18 protein-coding genes are annotated in these 18,800 nt (G+C 72.8%); 9 read left to right on the forward strand and 9 right to left on the reverse strand.

What is annotated here, in order from left to right:
- Position 1: 1 nt before the first annotated feature.
- Positions 2–154, reverse strand: coding sequence for a hypothetical protein (locus DEJ51_RS34505; protein WP_190620374.1), 153 nt, complete (start codon positions 152–154; stop codon positions 2–4).
- 234 nt (positions 155–388) lie between these two features.
- On the opposite strand from DEJ51_RS34505, the gene DEJ51_RS13980 reads away from it, so the two are divergent.
- Positions 389–1,672 carry a helix-turn-helix transcriptional regulator gene (locus DEJ51_RS13980; RefSeq protein ID WP_317852399.1) on the forward strand — a complete coding sequence of 428 codons (1,284 nt, stop codon included), beginning with the start codon at positions 389–391 and terminating at the stop codon, positions 1,670–1,672.
- A 397-nt stretch (positions 1,673–2,069) separates the two neighbouring features.
- Complete coding sequence (locus tag DEJ51_RS13985) at positions 2,070–2,642, forward strand: Uma2 family endonuclease (protein ID WP_150257881.1); 573 nt, start codon at positions 2,070–2,072, stop codon at positions 2,640–2,642.
- Between the two features lie 6 nt (positions 2,643–2,648).
- Here DEJ51_RS13985 and DEJ51_RS13990 read toward each other — a convergent pair whose 3' ends face one another.
- On the reverse strand, positions 2,649–4,283 hold the full coding sequence (locus DEJ51_RS13990; RefSeq protein ID WP_150257882.1) for a FadD3 family acyl-CoA ligase: 1,635 nt from the start codon (positions 4,281–4,283) through the stop codon (positions 2,649–2,651).
- Positions 4,284–4,377: 94 nt separating this feature from the next.
- Between DEJ51_RS13990 and DEJ51_RS13995 the strand changes: the two genes are divergently transcribed.
- The 3 genes from DEJ51_RS13995 to DEJ51_RS14005 are packed head-to-tail and all read left to right on the forward strand — an operon-like array spanning position 4,378 to position 6,771.
- Complete coding sequence (locus DEJ51_RS13995; protein ID WP_150257883.1) at positions 4,378–5,529, forward strand: lipid-transfer protein; 1,152 nt, start codon at positions 4,378–4,380, stop codon at positions 5,527–5,529.
- 4 nt (positions 5,530–5,533) lie between these two features.
- On the forward strand, positions 5,534–5,998 hold the full coding sequence (locus tag DEJ51_RS14000) for a Zn-ribbon domain-containing OB-fold protein (protein WP_150257884.1): 465 nt from the start codon (positions 5,534–5,536) through the stop codon (positions 5,996–5,998).
- A complete protein-coding gene (locus DEJ51_RS14005) occupies positions 5,995–6,771 on the forward strand; it encodes an enoyl-CoA hydratase/isomerase family protein (RefSeq protein WP_150257885.1) in 777 nt (258 codons plus the stop codon). The genes DEJ51_RS14000 and DEJ51_RS14005 overlap by 4 nt, the downstream gene beginning before the upstream one ends.
- Before the next feature lie 15 nt (positions 6,772–6,786).
- Here DEJ51_RS14005 and DEJ51_RS14010 read toward each other — a convergent pair whose 3' ends face one another.
- Positions 6,787–7,413, reverse strand: a complete 627-nt coding sequence (locus DEJ51_RS14010; RefSeq protein ID WP_150257886.1) for a hypothetical protein — start codon at positions 7,411–7,413, stop codon at positions 6,787–6,789.
- 169 nt (positions 7,414–7,582) lie between these two features.
- Here DEJ51_RS14010 and DEJ51_RS34510 point away from each other — a divergent pair, with 169 nt between their 5' ends.
- Positions 7,583–8,041, forward strand: coding sequence for a hypothetical protein (locus DEJ51_RS34510; RefSeq protein WP_190620376.1), 459 nt, complete (start codon positions 7,583–7,585; stop codon positions 8,039–8,041).
- 82 nt (positions 8,042–8,123) lie between these two features.
- Here the strand turns inward: DEJ51_RS34510 and DEJ51_RS14020 are convergent, their stop codons facing one another.
- The 3 genes from DEJ51_RS14020 to DEJ51_RS14030 all read right to left on the reverse strand — a co-directional run bounded on the left by DEJ51_RS14020 (position 8,124) and on the right by DEJ51_RS14030 (position 12,182).
- The gene (locus DEJ51_RS14020; protein ID WP_150257887.1) at positions 8,124–8,621 is read right to left on the reverse strand and encodes a peptidylprolyl isomerase; all 498 of its coding nucleotides are present in this window, start codon (positions 8,619–8,621) and stop codon (positions 8,124–8,126) included.
- A gap of 68 nt (positions 8,622–8,689) precedes the next feature.
- Complete coding sequence (locus tag DEJ51_RS14025; RefSeq protein ID WP_150257888.1) at positions 8,690–11,092, reverse strand: serine/threonine-protein kinase; 2,403 nt, start codon at positions 11,090–11,092, stop codon at positions 8,690–8,692.
- A gap of 295 nt (positions 11,093–11,387) precedes the next feature.
- Complete coding sequence (locus DEJ51_RS14030; RefSeq protein WP_150257889.1) at positions 11,388–12,182, reverse strand: VOC family protein; 795 nt, start codon at positions 12,180–12,182, stop codon at positions 11,388–11,390.
- Between the two features lie 320 nt (positions 12,183–12,502).
- Between DEJ51_RS14030 and DEJ51_RS14035 the strand changes: the two genes are divergently transcribed.
- On the forward strand, positions 12,503–13,150 hold the full coding sequence (locus DEJ51_RS14035) for a TetR family transcriptional regulator (protein ID WP_150257890.1): 648 nt from the start codon (positions 12,503–12,505) through the stop codon (positions 13,148–13,150).
- A gap of 61 nt (positions 13,151–13,211) precedes the next feature.
- On the opposite strand, the gene DEJ51_RS14040 is transcribed toward DEJ51_RS14035, so the two are convergent.
- Both DEJ51_RS14040 and DEJ51_RS14045 read right to left on the reverse strand, forming a co-directional pair.
- On the reverse strand, positions 13,212–13,694 hold the full coding sequence (locus DEJ51_RS14040) for a nitroreductase family deazaflavin-dependent oxidoreductase (protein WP_190620378.1): 483 nt from the start codon (positions 13,692–13,694) through the stop codon (positions 13,212–13,214).
- Positions 13,694–14,965 carry an acyl-CoA dehydrogenase family protein gene (locus tag DEJ51_RS14045; protein ID WP_150257891.1) on the reverse strand — a complete coding sequence of 424 codons (1,272 nt, stop codon included), beginning with the start codon at positions 14,963–14,965 and terminating at the stop codon, positions 13,694–13,696. The genes DEJ51_RS14040 and DEJ51_RS14045 overlap by 1 nt, the downstream gene beginning before the upstream one ends.
- 132 nt (positions 14,966–15,097) lie before the next feature.
- Between DEJ51_RS14045 and DEJ51_RS14050 the strand changes: the two genes are divergently transcribed.
- Positions 15,098–16,309, forward strand: coding sequence for a thiolase C-terminal domain-containing protein (locus DEJ51_RS14050; RefSeq protein WP_150257892.1), 1,212 nt, complete (start codon positions 15,098–15,100; stop codon positions 16,307–16,309).
- A 42-nt stretch (positions 16,310–16,351) separates the two neighbouring features.
- Here DEJ51_RS14050 and DEJ51_RS14055 read toward each other — a convergent pair whose 3' ends face one another.
- Positions 16,352–16,558 carry a DUF4287 domain-containing protein gene (locus DEJ51_RS14055; RefSeq protein ID WP_150257893.1) on the reverse strand — a complete coding sequence of 69 codons (207 nt, stop codon included), beginning with the start codon at positions 16,556–16,558 and terminating at the stop codon, positions 16,352–16,354.
- 1,534 nt (positions 16,559–18,092) lie between these two features.
- Between DEJ51_RS14055 and DEJ51_RS14065 the strand changes: the two genes are divergently transcribed.
- Positions 18,093–18,794: a pyridoxal 5'-phosphate synthase gene (locus DEJ51_RS14065; protein ID WP_150257895.1), complete on the forward strand. Its 702-nt coding sequence runs from the start codon at positions 18,093–18,095 to the stop codon at positions 18,792–18,794.
- Positions 18,795–18,800 lie beyond the last annotated feature (6 nt).

An 18,800-nucleotide genomic window follows, 5' to 3' on the forward strand; every position in this document is an offset into this window, starting at 1 on the left:
GTTACTTCTTGCGCTTGCCGGAGCCGGGCCCCGGGGTCGAGACCTGGCCGTCGCTGTTTCCCGGCGGCGGTGTGCCACCGCTCAGCGGCGGGTTCGGCTTGGCGTGGTTCCCCCCACCGCCGCTGCCACTGTTCGAGCCTTTGTCCTTCGGCATGATGCGCTCCCCTCACATTCGAGTGATGGTGCCGGACTCGGTACCAGGCAGGTCGCCCGGGAGGCGGTCCGCGTTGTGGTGCCGGTGACCACGACACCACAACGGCAGGCCCCGCGGCCCACGCTGCCCACGCCCTGCATGGCGTATGCAGATCTCGAATACGCGCTGTGCGCGCCCGGTTACAGGCTCTAGGGTTGGGGCGGCAGGCCCAGCGCCTGTCTACGGAGGGCGCCCGTGAGTACGGACCCGCTCTGGAGCTCCCACCACGTCATGGAGTTCGCCGAGCGTCGGCACGCAGGTTCACTCATCCGCGTCGGCCGCGAGGCCCGCGGGTGGCGTCAGAGCGACCTCGGCGTGCGCCTGGCCTGCTCGCAGTCCACCGTCTCGCGACTGGAGCAGGGCCGGTCCCTCGATCTGCCCCTGCTCAAGCAGGCTGCGGACCTGGTCGGCGTTCCCCTCCCGCTCCTGAACACGTCCTTAGGCCTAAGTTCCTCACCAGCACCTACATTTGTCGTTGACAGGACCCCGGCCGAGGAGGATCCCATGCGCCGCCGCCCCCTCATCACCGCAGCGGCGTTCGCCGTCCCCCTGAGCCTGATGACGCGGCTGGAATCCGCCCTCGCCTCGACACCTGAGCCCAGCGGTGCCCCAACCCGGACTCTCGACGCCCGCCTGGCGGCCGCACGAGGGCAATTCGATGCCGCCGCCCATGCCGGGCTCCTGCGCTCCCTGCCGAGCTTGCTCGCAGACGCCCACCAGGGAGCCTCCGAGACACGCCGAGACCTCGACTACGCACGCCTCTCCTCGGCGTACACCATCACCTCCCAGCTCCTGAACAAGCTCGGCCAGTACAAGCAATCACGGCTGACCGCAGACCGGGCCACCCTGTACGCCGACGTGTCCGGTTCCCCGCTCGCCGCAGCCGCCGCCACCCGCGAACTCGCCGCCGTACTCCGCCATCAGGGCCAGGAAGCCGCCGCACAGGCACACGTCGAAGCCGCTGTCGCCCGCGTGGAGGCCACCGGCCTCGCCACGGAAGCGCAAGCCGCCGCCTTCGCACAGATGCTGTGCAGCACCGCCTACACGGCCGCCATCGCCGGGGACCGCGACCATGCGCTCGCCATGATCCGCGAAGCTGCCCGCGCGGCACGCGCCCTTCCCGACGCCGCTCCGGCAGGACGTCTCTTCCCGATCACCCCGGCGGCCGTCGATCTCTACGCGGTCGGCGTCCACTGGGCACTCGGCGACGCCGGCACCGCGCTCGAAGCCGGGCGGAACCTGCACGCCGACCAGTTCCCCACCATCGAGCGCAAGGGCCGTATGCACACCGACCTCGCACGCGCCTGGTGGCAACGAGCCAAGCCGGATCAGACAGTCGGCGAACTACTCTCCGCAGCCCGACTCGCCCCCGGAGAGGTCCGCGACCGGCCCGCAATTCGGCAGATCGTTGATGACCTCTACGCCAAGCACCCCCACGTCAGTGGCGTTCGCGAGCTCGTCGCAGTGACCGCCGCATAGCCCAGGCCTACCCTACGCGCTCGTCACCAGCGTGCCTGCGCCACCGCGGCGTGTGCCAGCCCGCCGTACACCTGCACCTTGGCGAGCGGGCCGCGGGCACCGGCGCCGTGCTGGCGGTCGTACACGGTGTCCGCGGTGTGGGATCCGGACGCCCCCCGGCCAGCGAGCGATGTTCCGCTCGGCGAGCGGGACCCCTGCGACGATCATGTCCGTGTTGGTGCCGAGTTCGCGCAGGACGGCGAACCACCACGGGCCCGGCGCACGAGCTGGAGGCCTTCCCGGTCCTCGATCCAGTTGCCGGCGCCTCTACCGGCCTGGTCGGTCTTCGACGTGGCGGTGACGACATACAGGCCGGTGTCATGGATCCGGATGCGGCCGTTGAGCAGTGGAGGACACCATGGCAGCCGAGCTCCCCGAATGGATGCTCCCGCCGCGCCCGAGCGGCTGGGAAGCGGACGACCTCGACCACTGGCCCCAGGCTCCCCGGCACACCGAGCTCATCGAGGGGGTGCCGGTCTTCAGGGTCTCCCCGCAGCGGAACTGGCACGCCCGGCTCGTGGAGAACCTGACCTTCGCCCTGCGGCAGGCGGCGCCTGACGACATCGAGGTCTCCCGGGAGATGACCATCCGGCTCGACAGGAGGAGCCGCCCGGAACCGGACGTCCTGGCCGCGGCCGTCCCCTACGACCCGGACCGCACCCGCTACCTCCCGGACGAGGTCGCCCTGGTGATCGAGGTGGTGTCCGAGGAGTCCGTGGACCGGGATCGCTCCATCAAGCCCTTCAAGTACGCGCAGGCCGGGATCCCCCACTTCTGGCGGGTCGAGGACGAGGAGGGCGAGCCCGTCGTGCACGTCTACGAGCTGGACACGGTCACCCGGACGTACGTCCCGACGGGCATCCATCGTGAGCGGCTCAAGGTGTCCGTCCCGTTCCCCGCGGACATCAATCTGGGCGCGCTCACCCCCTGAGACGACTCAGCCGGTGCGGAGGGTGCGCTTGAGGATCTTGCCGCTCGCGTTGCGCGGGAGTTCCGTCACGAACTCCACCGCGCGCGGAACCTTGTAGTTGGCCATCTCGCGGCGGGACCAGGCGATCAGGTCGTCCGCGGTGAGGGTGGAGCCGGGGCGGCGGACCGCGTAGGCCTTGCCGACCTCGCCGAGGCGCGGGTCCGGGATGCCGATCACCGCGACGTCCGCGATGTCCGGGTGCAGGCCGAGGAGTTGCTCGATCTCGGCGGGGTAGGCGTTGAAGCCGCCGACGATGAACATGTCCTTGATCCGGTCGGTGATCCGCAGGTTGCCGTCCTCGTCCAGGACCCCCACGTCGCCGGTGTGCAGCCAGCCCTCCGGGGTGATCGTCCGGGTGGTCTCCTCGGGGTCCTCGAAGTAGCCCTGCATGACGTGGTAGCCGCGGACCGCGATCTCGCCCGGGTGCCCGGGCGGCTGCGGCCGCCCTGCCGCGTCCAGGATCACCACCTCCGTGTCCGGGATGGGCCGCCCGGAGGTGGCGGAGACGGTCTCCGCCGCGTCGCCCCGGCGGCACATGGTGACGATGCCGCTGGCCTCGGAGAGCCCGTACGCGGTGAGGACGACTCCGATGTGCAGCTCGCCGCGCAGCCGCTCGACGAGCCGCAGCGGGACCACGGCCGCGCCGGTGACGACCAGGCGCAGCGCGGACAGGTCGTGGTGGTCGCGCTGGGGGTGGTCGAGGAGCGACTGGTGGAGGGTGGGCGGCCCGGGGAGTACGGAGATCCGCTCGGCGGCGACGTTCGCGAGGACGGTGTCCACGTTGAACACGGGCTGCGGCACCATCGTGGCCCCGCGCATCAGGCAGGCGATGATGCCGGCCTTGTAGCCGAAGGTGTGGAAGAAGGGGTTCACGATCAGGTAGCGGTCGCCCTCGCGCAGTCCGGCGAGCTCGCACCACACGTCGTAGCAGCGCAGGGACTGGGCGTGGGTGATGACCGCACCCTTGGGGCTGCCGGTGGTGCCGGAGGTGAAGATGATGTCCGAGGGGGACTCGGGGCGGATGGCCTCGGCGCGCTCGCGGACCGCCGCGGCCGGTACGCCGTCCCCGCCGGCCAGGAAGTCCTTCCAGGTGCGGAAGGAGTCGGGGGCGTCTTCGGCGAGGACGACGACCTGTTCCAGGTGCGGGAGCCCGGGCAGCGGGCCGGTGCCGGGGCCCTCGGCAGCGGCCCGGCGCAGGGAGGCGACGTAGGAGGTGCCGAGGAAGGTACCGGTGACGAAGAGCAGCCGGGCCCGGCTCCGCTCCAGGACGTATGCGGCCTCCGCGCCCTTGAAACGGGTGTTGAGGGGGACGAGGACCGCGCCGGCCGAGACGGCACCGAGGGCGGAGACGATCCACTCCAGGGTATTGGGGGCCCACACGGCGACCCGGTCGCCGGGCTCGATGCCGGCGGCGAGGCAGGCCGCGGCGGCGCGCTCGACGCGTTCGCCGAGCTGGGTGTAAGTGACCCGGGTGCGTCCGTCGACGACGGCCTCGCGGTCGGCGTACTGTGCCGCTGCCGCCCGGACGAGCTGCGCGATGCTGCCCCAGCGCAGATCCCCGCGTACGTCCTCGTGCTCGTCGCCGTGCCCGTCGCCGCCCATGCGTGCCGCCTTCCCGCAGACCCAGTAGCTGACTATCCGTCAGATTAGCTGTAGCCTTCGCGGCTGTCAGTACTGACGCACCCCGGAGGTGGCGATGGCGGCAACGCTCAAGGACGCGACGGCGATAGTCGGCATCGGGCAGACCGCCTTTGCCAAACGGCTGCCCCAGTCCGAGAAGGAACTGGCGTGCCGGGCCATCCTGGCGGCCCTCGCCGACGCCGGCATCGAACCCTCCGAGGTCGACGCCTTCGCCTCCTACACCATGGAGGAGACCGACGAGGTCGAGGTCGCCAAGGCCATCGGCGCCGGCGACGTCACCTTCTTCTCCAAGATCGGCTACGGCGGCGGCGGTTCCTGCGCCACCGTCGGCCATCTCGCCTCCGCCGTCGCCACCGGCCAGGCCACCGTCGGCGTCGCCTGGCGCTCCCGCAAGCGCGGATCGGGCCCCCGCCCCTGGAAGAACACCGCCGTCCAGCTGCCGACCCCCGGCCAGTGGACCAGGCCCTTCGGCCTGCTGCGCCCCGCCGACGAGATCGGCATGCTCGCCCGCCGCTACATGCACGAGTACGGCGCCACCCGCGACCACCTCTTCAACGTGGCCATGGCCTGCCGCAACCGGGCCAACGCCAACCCGGCCGCGATGATGTACGAACGCCCGCTGACCCGCGAGATGTACATGACCTCCCGCATGATCAGCGACCCGCTCTGCCTCTTCGACAACTGCCTGGAGACCGACGGGGCACTGGCCTGCGTGATCGTCTCCGCCGAGCGCGCCCGCGACTGCCGCCAGAAGCCCGTCTACGTCCACTCCGTCGCCCAGGGCCTGCCCGCCCAGCACCACGGCATGGTCAACTACTGGAACGACGACCCGCTGTCCGGGCCCGCCTGGACGGCCGCCCGCCACCTGTGGAAGCAGGCCGACTTCGGGCCCCAGGACGTCGACGTCGCCCAGATCTACGACGCCTTCACCCCGCTGATCCCGCTCTCCCTGGAGGGCTACGGCTTCTGCGGCCGCGGCGAGGGCGCCGCGTTCACCGAGGGCGGCGCCCTGGAGACGGGCGGCCGGCTCCCCATCAACACCGGGGGCGGCGGCCTGTCCGAGGCGTACGTGCACGGCTTCAACCTGATCAACGAGGGCGTCAAGCAGCTGCGCGGCGTCTCCACCGCCCAGGTGCCCGACGCCGCGACCTGCCTGGTGACGGCGGGCGAGGGAGTCCCGACGTCCGCGATCCTGCTGAGGAGCTGACCCGATGACCACCGCATCCGAAGCCGCCGCGTCCGCGGGCGGGCTGCTCCTGCCCGTCCCCGACGAGGACGGCGCCCCCTTCTGGGAGTACGCCGCCCAGGGCGAGCTCCGCGTCCAGGCCTGCGCCGCCTGCGGCCGGCTGCGCTTCCCGCCGCGCCCCTGCTGCCCGCACTGCCGTTCCTTCGACAGCGAGTGGCGCCGGATGAGCGGCCGCGGCCGGATCTGGTCCTACGTCCGGCCGCACCCGCCGCTGCTGCCCGCGTACGCCGCGCAGGCCCCGTACAACGTGATCCTCGTGGAGCTGGCCGACGCCCCGCACATCCGGCTCGCCGGGAACCTGGTGACCTCGGCCGACGCCCCGCTCGACTCGGTGGATCCGGCCCGGCTGCGGATCGGCGCCCGGGTGCACGTGGTCTTCACCGAGACGGGCGGCATGGCCGTGCCCCGCTGGGTCCTGGAGAAGTCATGACCGTGCGGGTGGAACGCGACAAGGCCACCGGCGTCGCCGTCGTCACCCTGGACCGCGAGCACCGGCACAACGCCGTCGACCTGGCCACCGCCGCCGAACTGGGCGAGGTGTGGCGGGAGCTGCGGTTCGCCGAGGACGTGCGGGCGGTGGTGCTCACCGGCGCCGGGACGGCCGCCTTCTGCACCGGCTTCGACCGCGGCGTCGAGGTGCCGCAGCCGGCGTCCCCCTACTCGGCCGACGACCCGCTGATCGCCATCGGCCCGAAGGCGGGCGACCTGTGGAAGCCGGTGATCGCCGCCGTCAACGGCATGGCCTGCGGCGGTGCCTTCTACCTGCTGGGCGAGGCGGATTTCCTGATCGCCTCCGAGACCGCCACCTTCTTCGACCCGCACACCACCTACGGGATGGTCAGCGCCTACGAGGCCGTCTACATGGCGCAGCGGATGCCCTTCGGCGAGGCGGCCCGGATGTCCCTGATGGGCACGGCCGAGCGGCTCTCGGCGCACCGGGCCCACGCGATCGGACTCGTCTCGGAGCTGACCGCGCCCGACGCGCTGCTGCCTGCGGCCCTGCGGGCGGCGCAGACCCTGGCCGGCTTCCCGACGGAGGCCGTGCAGGGCACGGTGCGGGCCCTGTGGTCGGCGAAGCAGGCCGCGCTCCAGCAGGCCCTGGCGCAGGCTCCGGCGCTGATCGCGCTGGGGAACCTGGCGCCGGAGCGGCAGGCGGAGCTGTTCGCCGCGCGGCGGCCCGGCACGGAGTTCAGGCTGCGCTGACGGCGGGCGTCCGCGTCAGGGCTTGCGCGTGGACTTCGGGGAGGACTTCGTCGGGGTGGACCTGGGCGTGGTCCCGGGGGTGGTCCCGGGCGTGGGTCCGGAGCCACCCGACGTGGTGGTCCCCGCCGGGCCCCGCGTCGAGGTGCCGGACGCCTCCCGGGGCCGGTCCAGGCGGCACGTGGTGACCTCGGCCGCGCGCGAGGGCTCCTTGAGCGCGACCTCGACCGTACGGGTCCCACGGGCCTCCAGGGTCGCCTCGACCTCGGTCGACTCGATGGTGGCGCCGCCTGCGCCCTCCCGGTACAGCTGCACCGTGAAGGCCGCCTTGCGGTCCACGTTCGAGGTGATCCTGACGGTGGTGACCGGCGGGGTGCCGGCGACGCAGGTGACGACGACCGCCGTGGCCGGGGCACCGCTCGCGCTCGCGGAGGGCGACGCGGTGGCCTTGCCGTTGTCGCCGCCGCTGCCGTGACTCTTCTTCTTGCTCTTGGAGCTGGAGCACCCGCCACCACTGCTGCTCTTGCTCTTGCTCTTGCCGCTGCTGCCGCTGCTGCTGCTTCCGCCGTGCGATGAGAAGCCGGTCAGCGCGAGCACGACACCCACCAGCACCGCGGTGAACCTGATACGACGCCCAGCCACCATGGCCCGAACCCCTCCCCCTGGGACAACGGCGGGCCACGCTACCAGCCGCGCCACGCCACGTAAGGAGGACATAAGACTGGTTCCCGCCGGATCCGGGGCCCTCCGGCGTGCGGGCCGCCGGGCCCGGGCGTAGCGTCGGGACCGAGATCCCTATCCCGGAGGGCCGGGCATGCTCCGCAACGTACTCGGCTCCCTGATGGGTCTGACCGGAGCGGCGGCCGCCGTCTGGAGTCCCTTCCGTGCCTGGTACGACGGCCGTCTCGGACGCGAGTACGGCGTCCAGGAGCTCTTCACCTCGGCCGGGATCACCGGCCACACGCCCACCCTGACGGCCTCGATCCTGCTCCCGTACCTCTTCGCCGCCGCCCTCGCCCTGTGCGCGGTGCTGCTCCGCTCACGGCTGCTGATGGCGCTGGCGGGGGTGGTCGTACTCGGCTTCACGATCCTGTGGATGGTCCGCCAGGGCCAGGCCGTCGGCAGCCTCTCCGTGGGCGGCGACGGCCGGGGCCTCGGCGACGGCCTCGCCGGCGCCCTCGGTGCCGGCGCGCTGATCCTGCTGGGCGCGGCGGTCATGCGCGGCCGGCCCGCCCCGCGCACCCGCCCGCTCCCCCCGGCGACACCCGCGTAGCCCCTCCGGGCGCGCCGGAAACGGCGGCGGCCCCGGCCCCCCGACGGGGGCGGGGCCGACCGGCCGTGCAGGCGGGGTGGGATCAGGCAGCGTCGACGACGCCGGAGGCCGCGATCTCGACCTTGCCCTTGGGGGCGCCGGACTGGGAGCCCAGGGCCTCGATCTGGTCGACGAGCTCCTGGCCCGAGACGACCTCGCCGAAGACGACGTGCTTGCCGTCGAGCCACGAGGTGACGACCGTGGTGATGAAGAACTGCGAGCCGTTGGTGTTGCGGCCCGCGTTCGCCATCGACAGCAGGTACGGGCGGTCGTGCTTCAGCTGGAAGTTCTCGTCCTCGAACTTCTCGCCGTAGATGGACTTGCCGCCGGTGCCGTTGTGGTTGGTGAAGTCACCGCCCTGCAGCATGAACTGGGGGATGACGCGGTGGAAGCCCGAGCCGGCGTAGCCGTAGCCGTTCTGGCCGGTGGCCAGCTCACGGAAGTTGCGCGCCGTCTTCGGGACGACCTCGTCGAAGAGGTTGAAGACGATGCGGCCGGCGGGGGCGCCGTTGATGGTGATGTCGAAGTAGACGTTGCTCATGGGGTCCATCCTGTCACTCCCGGTGGGGTGCGCTACCCGGCGGGGCCGTAGCCCCGCCTCCGGGCAGGTCAGCCGCTCGTACGGGTGCCCGTCCCCTTCGCCGCGTCCAGGGCGTACACGCAGCGGTCCTTGCTGCATGCGTAGACCACGCCGGCCTCCGCCACCGGGGCGCCCGTGATCTCGCCGCCCGTGGCCAGCTTCCAGCGCAGCTGGCCGCCCGCCGCGTCCAGGGTGTACAGGCAGTGGTCGGCCGAACCGAAGTGCACCCGGCCGTCCGCGACCGCCGGCAGGCCGGTGATCTCGCCGCCCGCCGCGAACCGCCACTTCGGGGTGCCGGTGACCGCGTCGAGCGTGTACAGCGCGCTGCCCGCGCCCAGGTGGACGTTGCCGTTCGCGACCACCACCGGGTCAGCGGACTGCCGTCCCTCGGTCGCGATCCGCCAGCGGTCCTGGCCGGTGGCCGCGTCGAGGGCGTAGACCGTGCCCAGGTAGTCCACGAGGTAGACCCCGCCGCCCGTGATCGCCGCGCCCGGCGCGAAGGCCGGGGGCGCCAGGAAGACCGCGGGGGCCTCGAAGTGCCAGCGGACCCGGCCCGAGGCCCGGTCCACCGAGATGACCCGGGTGCCGGCCGCGACGTAGACGTTGCCGTCCGGGGCCGGGGTGACCCGCACGGGCACGTTCCCGCAGGAGGCCGCGTCACCGATCGGATACGACCAGGACTCGCGGCCGGTACGGGCGTCCAGGGCGCGCAGCCGGGCGTCCTGCCACACGTACACCGTGCCGTCGTGGAGGACCGGGGCGGCCTCCGGGGTCTCGAAGTCGCTCTGTGCTCCGGTCAGCTCCCACAGCTTGTGGCCGGTGGAGGCCTCCCGGCCCTGTACGCCGCCGCCGCGGGTGGCGGTGACGACCGTGCCGCGCTCGGCGCGCAGCGCGTACACCCAGGCGTCGGTGGACAGCCGCCACCGCTCGGATCCGTCACCGGCGTCGAGCGCGAAGAGGGAAGGGCCGTCGGAGGCGTGGATCCGGCCGTCGGCGACCGCCATGGACCAGGCGACGTCACGGGTCTTGAACTGGCGCCGCCCGCTCGCCACGTCCAGCGCGTGGACCTCGAAGGAGGTCACGTACAGCAGGTTCCCGGCGACGGTCGGGGTGCCCCAGACCTCGTTGGACATGCGGAAGCGCCACGGCCGCCAGCGGCCGCTGTCCGGGGCCGGGCCGGGGCTCGGTACGGGCTGCACCGCCGAGGGGGTGGCCACGGACCCGCCGGGCGGGCGGATCCAGCCGGTCGCCGAGTCCGGGGCGGACGGCGAGGCGTGCGCGGCCGGGGCCTGGGCGCTCGCGCGCGGCCCGGGCCCGATCGGCACCGGCGAGCCGCCCAGGCGCACCGGCTCGCCCGAGGGCACCGGGGACATCGGCGGGTGCTGCGGGCGCTGCGGGACGGCCTGGCCGGTCCGCGGGTCCACCCACGAGTCGGCCCCGCGCGGGCGCCGGTGCGTGACGGCCTCGGAGGCCGCCCCGCGGCCCCCGGAGCCCGAGCCGGGCGCCGGCAGCGCCGGGAGCGGCGCGGGCGGCGTACGGTGCCCCGCGCGGCGGGCCTCGATCATCGCGACGGCCCGGGCGGGCAGCCATGCCGAGGCGGTGCCGCTGTCGTCACCGCCGTCGAACAGGTGCGGGGCGAGCTGCGCCTGCAGGTCGGCCGGGGTGGGCCGGAGCGTGGCGTCCATCTGCATGCAGGAGTCGATCAGCGGCCGCAGCTCGGCGGGCAGACCCTCCAGGTTGGGGCCCTCGCGCAGCAGCATGAAGACCGTCTCCACCGGGTTCGCCCCGTGGTACGGCGGGTGCCCGGTGGCGGCGAAGACGAGGGTGGAGCCGAGCGAGAAGACGTCGCTGGCGCCCTTGACGCTGCGCGAGTCCTTGGCCTGCTCGGGCGACATGTAGGCGGGGGTGCCGACGGCGACGTTCGTCATGGTCAGCCGGGTGTTGGAGACACCGCTCGCGATGCCGAAGTCGATCACGCGCGGGCCGTCCTCGACGACGAGCACGTTGGACGGCTTCAGGTCGCGGTGGACCAGGCCCGCGCCGTGGATGGACTGCAGGGCCTCGGCGATGCCGGCGGCCAGCCACCGTACGGCCTGGGCGGGCATGGGCCCGCACTCGTTGACGATCTCCTCCAGGGAGGGCGCCGGGACGTACGCGGTCGCCAGCCACGGCACGGCCGCGCGCGGATCGGCGTCGACCACGGCCGCCGTGTAGAAGCCGGACACGGCGCGGGCCGCCTCCACCTCGCGCGTGAAGCGGACGCGGAAGAGCTGGTCCTCGGCGAGCTCGGTGCGCACCGTCTTGATCGCGACCCGCCGTCCGGACGCGGACCGCGCGAGATAGACCAGCCCCATGCCGCCGGCGCCGAGCCGTCCCAGCACCTCGAAGGGGCCGATCCGTCTCGGGTCGTGCTGCGTCAGCTGCTCCACCACTCGCCTCCACACCTCCCCGTACGGGCCACTCAGCGGGCCCGCTTCCACCGGCACGGGGCCCTGCCCCGTGCAGCGTCTCACTCCGGGCGCCGCCCGGGTCGAGCAACCCCGATTCTGTCAGGCCCGGGACCGGTCCGGCCCCGGCACGTCGAGCAGGGCGGTGTGATCTGCTCGGCGATCCTTCCGGTACCGGGGCGATCCGGGCCCCTCGGCCCGGTGGACGGGACCCGGGCGAGGGCGGTCGGCGGCCGGAAGGCGCCTGGAGGGTGAGTGGGGGCGGCTGTGCGGAGGGGGCTTACGCGTCCGGCTTCGTACGGGGTTCCGACAGCAGCCCGAAGACCGCCCCCTGGTTGTCGGCGACGACCGCGATGCGCCCGTAGGGGGTGTCGAAGGGGTCGGCGGTGACCCGGCCGCCGAGCCGCTGGACCATCGCGACCGACTGGTCGCAGTCCGGGACGGCGAAGTAGGCGAGGAAGTGCGCGGGCATGGCCTCGGGAAAGGCGTCGGTGATCAGGCTGCGGCCGAGGACGGCGGTGTCCGTGCCGGGTGCGGTCCCGGGCGGGGACCAGATGCGGTACTCGACGCCGGCGTCGTCCTGGTCCTGCGGGACGTAGCCGAAGACCTTGGCGTAGAAGGCGTCGACGGCGTCCCGGGCGCGCGTGTAGACCTCGCTCCAGCAGTACGTGTACGGCTCCTGCTGGGCGTCGAACCCGTGGTGGGTGCCGGGCTGCCACAGGCCGAAGACGGCGCCGCCGGGGTCGGCGGCCATCGCCGCGGTGCCGTACGGGCCGACCGGCATCGGGTCCATGACCATCTGCCCGCCGGCGGCGCGGATGCGCTGGGCACAGGCGTACGCGTCGGTGGTGTAGAGGTAGATCCCCCAGACGGTGGGCATGCGGCCGTCGGGCTTGGGGGCGAGGGCGGCGACGTTGCGGCCGCGGCTGTAGGCCTGGGTGTAGTGGCCGTACTCGGCGCCCGCGCTGTCGGCGAAGGTCCACCCGAAGAGCTCACCGTAGAAGCGCTTGCCCGCCTCGACGTCCGGAAGCGAAGCGTCCACCCAGCAGGGTGCGCCTTCCGCGAATGCGGCCATGGGCCCGTTTCCTTCCGTTGCGCGGGGGTGTGTACCCTCCCCACCCTCTCAGCCATGATCCGCCCGGGAACTTGTCCACAGCCTGTTGATAAGACTATTCGGGGGAAAATCGGCGGAACCGGGCGACACGCCTGGGCCCGGAGACGGCCGTCGACCCGGGGTGGGGGCGCGGCCCGCGCGGCGGACGGCGGGGCCCGATTTTTGTCCGGATTGTGCCGGTGCGGCCAGCCGGGACCGCCTTCCGCCCAGGCCAGGGACCCCGTAACCCCATTTGCAGGCGGCCGAATAGCGCGCCGATCACCCCTCGGTAAGCTGACGGCATGACAGGACAAGTACGCACCGTCGACGGGCGTGTCGCCGGCCGGCGCGGCCAGGCGACGCGGCAGAAGCTGCTCGACTGCCTCAGCGAGATGCTCAGCTCCTCGCCGTACCGCGACGTCAAGGTGATCGACGTCGCCCGCAAGGCCGGTACCTCCCCCGCGACCTTCTACCAGTACTTCCCGGACGTCGAGGGCGCCGTCCTGGAGATCGCCGAACAAATGGCCACCGAGGGCGCGCAGTTGACGTCGCTCGTCGAGGGCCGGACCTGGGTCGGCAAGTCGGGGTGGGCCGCCGCCGAGGAACTCGTCGAGGGCTTCCTGGAGTTCTGGCGCCGCAACGACGCGATCCTGCGGGTCGTCGACCTCGGCGCGGCCGAGGGCGACAAGCGCTTCTACAAGATCCGCATGAAGATCCTGAACTCGGTCACCAACTCCCTCACGGAATCGATGAAGGAGCTCCAGGCCAAGGGCAAGGTCGACAAGGACGTCAGCCCCGCGGCGATGGCCGGTTCGCTGGTCGCGATGCTGGCCGCGGTCGCCTCGCACCAGAAGGGGTTCCAGACCTGGGGCGTCAAGCAGGCCGAGCTCAAGCCGAACCTGGCACTGCTCGTCCACCTCGGCATCACGGGCAAGAAGCCCACGAAGTAGCGGCGGCCCCCGGACGCCCTCCAGGGGCCCGCCGACCACGCCCGATCGCCTCCGCCTGCGATCAGCGACGCTCCAGGCGGAACAACCGGATCTCGCGCTCGATGCGCGCCTGGTACGTCGCGTACGGCGGCCAGAACCCCAGCACCGCCTGCCACGCCTCCGCGCGTTCCTCACCCGCCAGCAGCCGGGCCCGGACGGGAATGTCCCGGCCTTGCCAACTCACGTCCGCGTCCGGGTGCTTGAGAAGGTTTCCGGTCCACGCCGGGTGCCCGGGCCGGCCGAAGTTGGAGCCGATCAGGATCCATGTCCTCCCGCCGTCCTCCGGCATGCAGGCGAGCGGGGTCGTGCGCGGCTCACCGGTCCTGGCGCCCTTGGCGGTGAGGATCACGCCCGGCAGCATCTGGGCACTGAGGATGACCTTGCCGCGGGTCAGCCTGTGCACCGCCTTGTCCAGGGCGGGGATGAAGTGCGGTGCGATCTTGGCGAAGAGCATGGTCGAGGAGACCTTCTGCATCAGCTTGACGCCGGGAGCCACGGGAGCCATCAGACGGCCACCTTCTCTGGTGCGGACGGGGTGGTGGAAGGGGGTACGGGCGCGGACACCGACCCGGTGGACGGTTCCGCCGGGGCGGGGGCCGGACCGGCTGCCGGGTCCGCGAACAGCCCCGCGCGGTCGGCGGCGTGCGCCCGCAGCCGGTGGACCGGGCCGAACAGCAGCTCGTCGGCCGCCGCCCGCTTGAAGTAGAGGTGTGCGTCGTGCTCCCAGGTGAAGCCGATGCCGCCGTGCAGCTGGATCGCCTCGCCCGCGGTCACCCGCAGGGCCTCCAGGCACTGGGCGAGCGCGAGGCCGCCCTGGTCCGGGTCCCAGGCGGCGTAGCAGGCCGCGGAACGGGCCGCCTGCACCTGCACGTACAGGTCGGCGAGACGGTGCTTGACCGCCTGGAAGGATCCGATCGCCCGGCCGAACTGCTCGCGCTGACGGACGTACTCGACCGTGCGGGCCAGCGCCTGACCGGCCGCACCGACCGCCTCGGCGGCCAGGACGGCAGCGGCGGTGCGCCCGGTGGCGGCGAGCGCGCCGAGCGCATCGGCGCCCTCGTCGCCGAGCAACTCCGCAGGAACGTCCCGCATCTCGATCCTGGCCTGTGGACGGGTCTCGTCCAGGACGGTCTGCCGGGACCGTACGAGCCCCGGCGCGTCCTCCCGTACGAGGAACAGCAGCGTACGGCTGCGCGCGAAACCGCCGGTGTGCGCGGCGACCAGCAGCAGCCCGGCGCTGTGCCCGTCGAGCACCTGGACGGCCTCCCCGTACAGCCGCCAGCCGCCGCCTGACGCGTCGGCCCGGGCCTGGACGCCGCCGGCCCGGCCACCGCCGGACCACTGCCCGGAGGCGTCCTCGCCGGTCAGCGCGAGGGCGGTGGCCAGCGCCGGGCCGCTGACGGCGAGGGCCGCGGTCAGCCCGCCCGTCGCCAGCGGCGGCAGCAGCGCGGAGCGCTGGGCCTCGGTGCCGAGAGCGGTGACCAGGGGGACGCACAGGGCCGCGGTGGCGAGCAGCGGCGAGGGCAGCAGCACCCGGCCCGTCTCCTCGCAGGCCAGGGCCAGGTCGGCGGGGGCGCAGCCGACACCGCCGTACTCCTCGGCGACGGCGATGCCGGGCAGCCCGAGCTCCCGGGCCAGCTGCAGCCAGAGCTCGCGGTCGTGTCCGGCGGCGGTGCGGACGGCGGCCTTGACCTCGTCGGGGCCGCAGCGTTTGCCCAGGATCTCGCGCAGGGTACGGCGTATCTCGTCCTGCTCCGCGGTGAAGGCGGCATCCATCGTCGGGCTCCTCCCCGTTTCTGACGGATCGTCATGTTAGGCCTGGCGGAGGCAGAAACACAGGGGGCGGCGAGGGCGGGTTGCGGGGCGGGGGTCTAGCGTCTGACGCATCGTCAGATATACCGTCCCCTCATGCCTGGACCCACACCCGGACCCGCGTCCGGACCCGCATCCACAGCCCGCGCACGCCGGAGGGTCGCGGTGGTCGGCGTCGCCCTCTCCGACTGCGGACGGGTCGACGGCCCCACCCCCTACGCCCTGCACGCACAGGCCGCCCGGCGCGCCCTCGCCGACTCCGGCCTCGACCGCTCCGTCGTCGACGGCTTCGCCTCGGCCGGCCTCGGCACGCTCGCACCGGTCGAGGTGGCCGAGTACCTGGGCCTGCGCCCCACCTGGGTCGACTCCACCTCGGTCGGCGGCTCGACCTGGGAGGTCATGGCCGCCCACGCGGCGGACGCCATCGCCGCCGGGCACGCCAACGCCGTGCTCCTGGTCTACGGCTCCACGGCCCGCGCGGACATCAAGGCGCGGCGCCGCACCTCGAACCTCTCCTTCGGCGCCCGCGGACCGCTGCAGTTCGAGGTCCCGTACGGACACACGCTGATCTCCAAGTACGCCATGGCCGCCCGCCGCCACATGCACGAGTACGGGACGACACTGGAGCAGCTCGCCTCCGTCGCCGTACAGGCCCGGGCGAACGCGGCGACGAACCCGGACGCGATGTTCCGCGACCCGCTCACGGTGGACGAGGTCCTCTCCTCCGGCATGATCGCGGACCCGTTCACCAAGCTGCACTGCTGCATCCGCTCGGACGGCGGCTGCGCGGTGCTCCTGGCGGCGGAGGACTACGTACCGGACACGGCGAAGGCCCCCGTCTGGGTCCTGGGGACGGGCACGTCCGTCTCCCACACCACCATGTCGGAGTGGGCGGACTTCACGGTGTCCCCGGCAGCCGTCTCGGGCCGCACCGCCTTCGAACGGGCCGGCCTCACCCCGGCGGACGTGGACCTCGCGGAGATCTACGACGCCTTCACCTACATGACCCTGGTGACCCTGGAGGACCTCGGCTTCTGTGCGAAGGGCGAGGGCGGGGCGTTCGTGGAGAAGGGGCGCCTGCTGCGCGACGGGGAACTCCCGGTCAACACCGACGGCGGCGGCCTCTCCGCCTGCCACCCGGGCATGCGCGGCCTGTTCCTCCTGGTCGAGGCCGTCCGCCAGCTCCGCGGCGAGGCGGGGGCCGGGCAGGTCACCAAAGCCGGCGGCCGCCTCCCGGAGGTCGCCCTGGCCTCGGGCACGGGCGGCTGGTTCTGCTCGTCGGGAACGGTCCTGCTGGGCCGGGGGTGACCGTCCCCCGCCCAGGGGCGGTCTTGCCGGGACGGCTGCCTGCTACTTGCCCTCGGCGAGGGTGTGCGCCACGAGGGCGTTGGCGTGACCGTGCCCCAGCCCGTGCTCGGTCTTGAGCCAGGAGACGAGCTCCATGTGCTTGGTCAGGGGCGAGGACCGGATGAGGTCCTGCCACTCCCCGATCGGGCGTCCGTACTTCTTCTCGATCGAGGGGAAGTAGCTGGCGGGGCCCTTGGCTGTCTCGGCCATGACGTGTCTCCTTCGCGGGGTGGGGCGGGGTCTGGCGTCTCGTTCCGTAGGTATGACTGCGACGGAAACGGAAACTCATCGGCCCTGGAAAAGATTCTTCGGAGCGGGCGGGGCGGGCGGGGCGGGCGGGGCGGCGCCGGAGAGGCCTGGCGGAGCGGCGGGGCGGCGGGGACGCGGGAGCTCCGGCGCGCGGGAGCTCCGGAAGGCGGAAGCCGCTCGGGCGGAAATCAGAGAGGCGGGTGGGGTTTCCCGTCAGTCTCATCGTCTCTCCGGGGCGGGCCGGTCCCTCAAGGGCGCTCCTCCTACGTCGTCGCGTCGCTTCGCGATGGCCTCCGGCCACCCTTGACCGACCGGCCCGCCCCGGAAATCCGAAGACTGGCGGGAAACCCCCAAAAGAACGAGCCGGACGATCAAGGATGAGGACGGGCTGGTCGGAGATGCCCGACCGGGTCCGGGCGGGCATGACCGAGAGGCGGGCCCCTCCGGACCCGGGCCCGGGTCGGGGGAGACGCACCACATCGCTACGCGCTCCTCATCTCTCAGCGTCCGACGGCCGTCTGGGGCTGGACATAAGCCGCCCACGACCTCGGATGCTGTCCACCAATGGCGTCCGGCGACCGTCTGGAGCCGGGCGCAGGCCGCTCACGGTTCCGGTCCGGCTCTCGATCCGCGTCCGACGACCGTCTGGGGGCTGGGTACGGGCCGCCCAAGCTCCGGGAGGTTTTCGTCGAGCCGCGGCTGATGGCCGTCGGGGGTTGGTGGGAGATGTGGATGGCTGGCAGTACGGCTGATCCGTCGTGGATGCGGGTCGGTGCGACTGTGACGCCATAAACCCGCAGTCAAACAGGGTCAATTGCGGCATTTCGAAGGTCCTTTGGGTCGCTCACTCGCCCTGACCCGTATTCACGACGGAACTGCCGTCGTCTTGCGCCTTTTCACCTCGGACAGCCCCAGGACGCCATCACTGAGAACCTCGCGGGGCCACGGGCGGTCGTCGGACGCCGGTCAAGGGTCGGTCCGGGGCTGTGGGCGGCCTATGTCCGGCCCAAGACGGCCGTCGGACGCTGAGAAATGAGGAGCGCGTAGCGATGTGGTGCGCTTCCCCTGACCCGGGCCAGGGTCTGGAGGAGCCCGCCTCTCGGAGATGCCCGCCCAAACCCGGTCGAGCATCTCCGACCGCCCCGTCCCTGAAAGAAGGGACCGGCTCGTTCTTTTGGGGGTTTCCCGCCAGTCTTCGGATTTCCGGGGCGGGCCGGTCGGTCAAGGGTGGCCGGAGGCCATCGCGCAGCGACGCGACGACGTAGGAGGAGCGCCCTTGAGGGACCGGCCCGCCCCGGAGAGACGATGAGACTGACGGGAAACCCCACCCGCATCACCCACCACCGCCCCGGCAGATCAGCCCACGCGAAGCCACCGCCCGACGTCACGACCCCACCCACCCGACTCCCGCCCACCCGAAGCCCCCGCCAATCCCCGCCACACACCCCGCCAATCCCCTGGCCCCGCCCCCGCCGCCTGCTGTTCCATGGGCCTCATGACCAGCGATGCCAGCGGATCCGGCCAGACCGGCGAAGCCGCCCCCGACGACTTCCACGCCACCCTGCACTCCCTTCGGGTGTGGGACTCCCCTCTGCCCGGCTTCGACACGGAGGCCGCCCCCGCCGAGCCCGTGGCCCTGTTCCGGGAGTGGTTCGTGCATGCCGCGCGGGCGGGACAGTTGGAGCCGCACACCATGAGTCTGGCGACGGTGGACGAGCAGGGGCGGCCCGATGTGCGGACGCTGATGCTGCACGACGCCGACGTGCGTGGCTGGCACTTCGCCTCGCACGCCACCAGCGCCAAGGGCGTGCAGCTGGCCGGGCGGCCGGAGGCGGCGCTCGGGTTCTACTGGCCGAGCGTGGGCCGCCAGGTCCGTGTCCGGGGCCGGGTCACCGCCTGCGGGCCCGAGGAGAGCCGGGCGGACCTGGCGGTCCGCTCGCGCGGTGCGCTCGCCGCCGCGCTCACCGGCCGGCAGAGCGAGGTGCTCGCTTCGACGCAGGAGCTGGCGCGGGTCTCGGCGGCGGCCTGGGAGCGGGCCGGAGCCGAGCCGGACGCGCCGGCCCCGACCTGGACGCGGTACGTACTGGACCCCGCCGAGGTGGAGTTCTTCCAGGGGGACGCCGCGCGCCGGCACGTCCGCCTGCGGTACTCCCGTACCGCGGGCGGATCCTGGGAGCGCGACCTGCTCTGGCCCTGATCCCCG

The sequence above is a fragment of the Streptomyces venezuelae genome (assembly GCF_008642275.1).
Taxonomy (GTDB): Bacteria; Actinomycetota; Actinomycetes; order Streptomycetales; family Streptomycetaceae; genus Streptomyces; species Streptomyces venezuelae_E.

Excerpts from the sequence above, each read along its gene's own strand:
- DEJ51_RS14055 (WP_150257893.1), bottom strand. The coding sequence starts at position 16,558 with ATGGCCGAGACAGCCAAGGGCCCCGCCAGCTACTTCCCCTCGATCGAG.
- DEJ51_RS14000 (WP_150257884.1), top strand. The coding sequence starts at position 5,534 with ATGACCACCGCATCCGAAGCCGCCGCGTCCGCGGGCGGGCTGCTCCTG.
- DEJ51_RS34510 (WP_190620376.1), top strand. The coding sequence starts at position 7,583 with ATGCTCCGCAACGTACTCGGCTCCCTGATGGGTCTGACCGGAGCGGCG.
- DEJ51_RS14035 (WP_150257890.1), top strand. The coding sequence starts at position 12,503 with ATGACAGGACAAGTACGCACCGTCGACGGGCGTGTCGCCGGCCGGCGC.
- DEJ51_RS14045 (WP_150257891.1), bottom strand. The coding sequence starts at position 14,965 with ATGGATGCCGCCTTCACCGCGGAGCAGGACGAGATACGCCGTACCCTG.
- DEJ51_RS14050 (WP_150257892.1), top strand. The coding sequence starts at position 15,098 with ATGCCTGGACCCACACCCGGACCCGCGTCCGGACCCGCATCCACAGCC.
- DEJ51_RS14020 (WP_150257887.1), bottom strand. The coding sequence starts at position 8,621 with ATGAGCAACGTCTACTTCGACATCACCATCAACGGCGCCCCCGCCGGC.
- DEJ51_RS34505 (WP_190620374.1), bottom strand. The coding sequence starts at position 154 with ATGCCGAAGGACAAAGGCTCGAACAGTGGCAGCGGCGGTGGGGGGAAC.
- DEJ51_RS14040 (WP_190620378.1), bottom strand. The coding sequence starts at position 13,694 with ATGGCTCCCGTGGCTCCCGGCGTCAAGCTGATGCAGAAGGTCTCCTCG.
- DEJ51_RS13990 (WP_150257882.1), bottom strand. The coding sequence starts at position 4,283 with ATGGGCGGCGACGGGCACGGCGACGAGCACGAGGACGTACGCGGGGAT.
- DEJ51_RS14030 (WP_150257889.1), bottom strand. The coding sequence starts at position 12,182 with ATGGCCGCATTCGCGGAAGGCGCACCCTGCTGGGTGGACGCTTCGCTT.
- DEJ51_RS13985 (WP_150257881.1), top strand. The coding sequence starts at position 2,070 with ATGGCAGCCGAGCTCCCCGAATGGATGCTCCCGCCGCGCCCGAGCGGC.
- DEJ51_RS14065 (WP_150257895.1), top strand. The coding sequence starts at position 18,093 with ATGACCAGCGATGCCAGCGGATCCGGCCAGACCGGCGAAGCCGCCCCC.
- DEJ51_RS13995 (WP_150257883.1), top strand. The coding sequence starts at position 4,378 with ATGGCGGCAACGCTCAAGGACGCGACGGCGATAGTCGGCATCGGGCAG.
- DEJ51_RS14010 (WP_150257886.1), bottom strand. The coding sequence starts at position 7,413 with ATGGTGGCTGGGCGTCGTATCAGGTTCACCGCGGTGCTGGTGGGTGTC.
- DEJ51_RS14005 (WP_150257885.1), top strand. The coding sequence starts at position 5,995 with ATGACCGTGCGGGTGGAACGCGACAAGGCCACCGGCGTCGCCGTCGTC.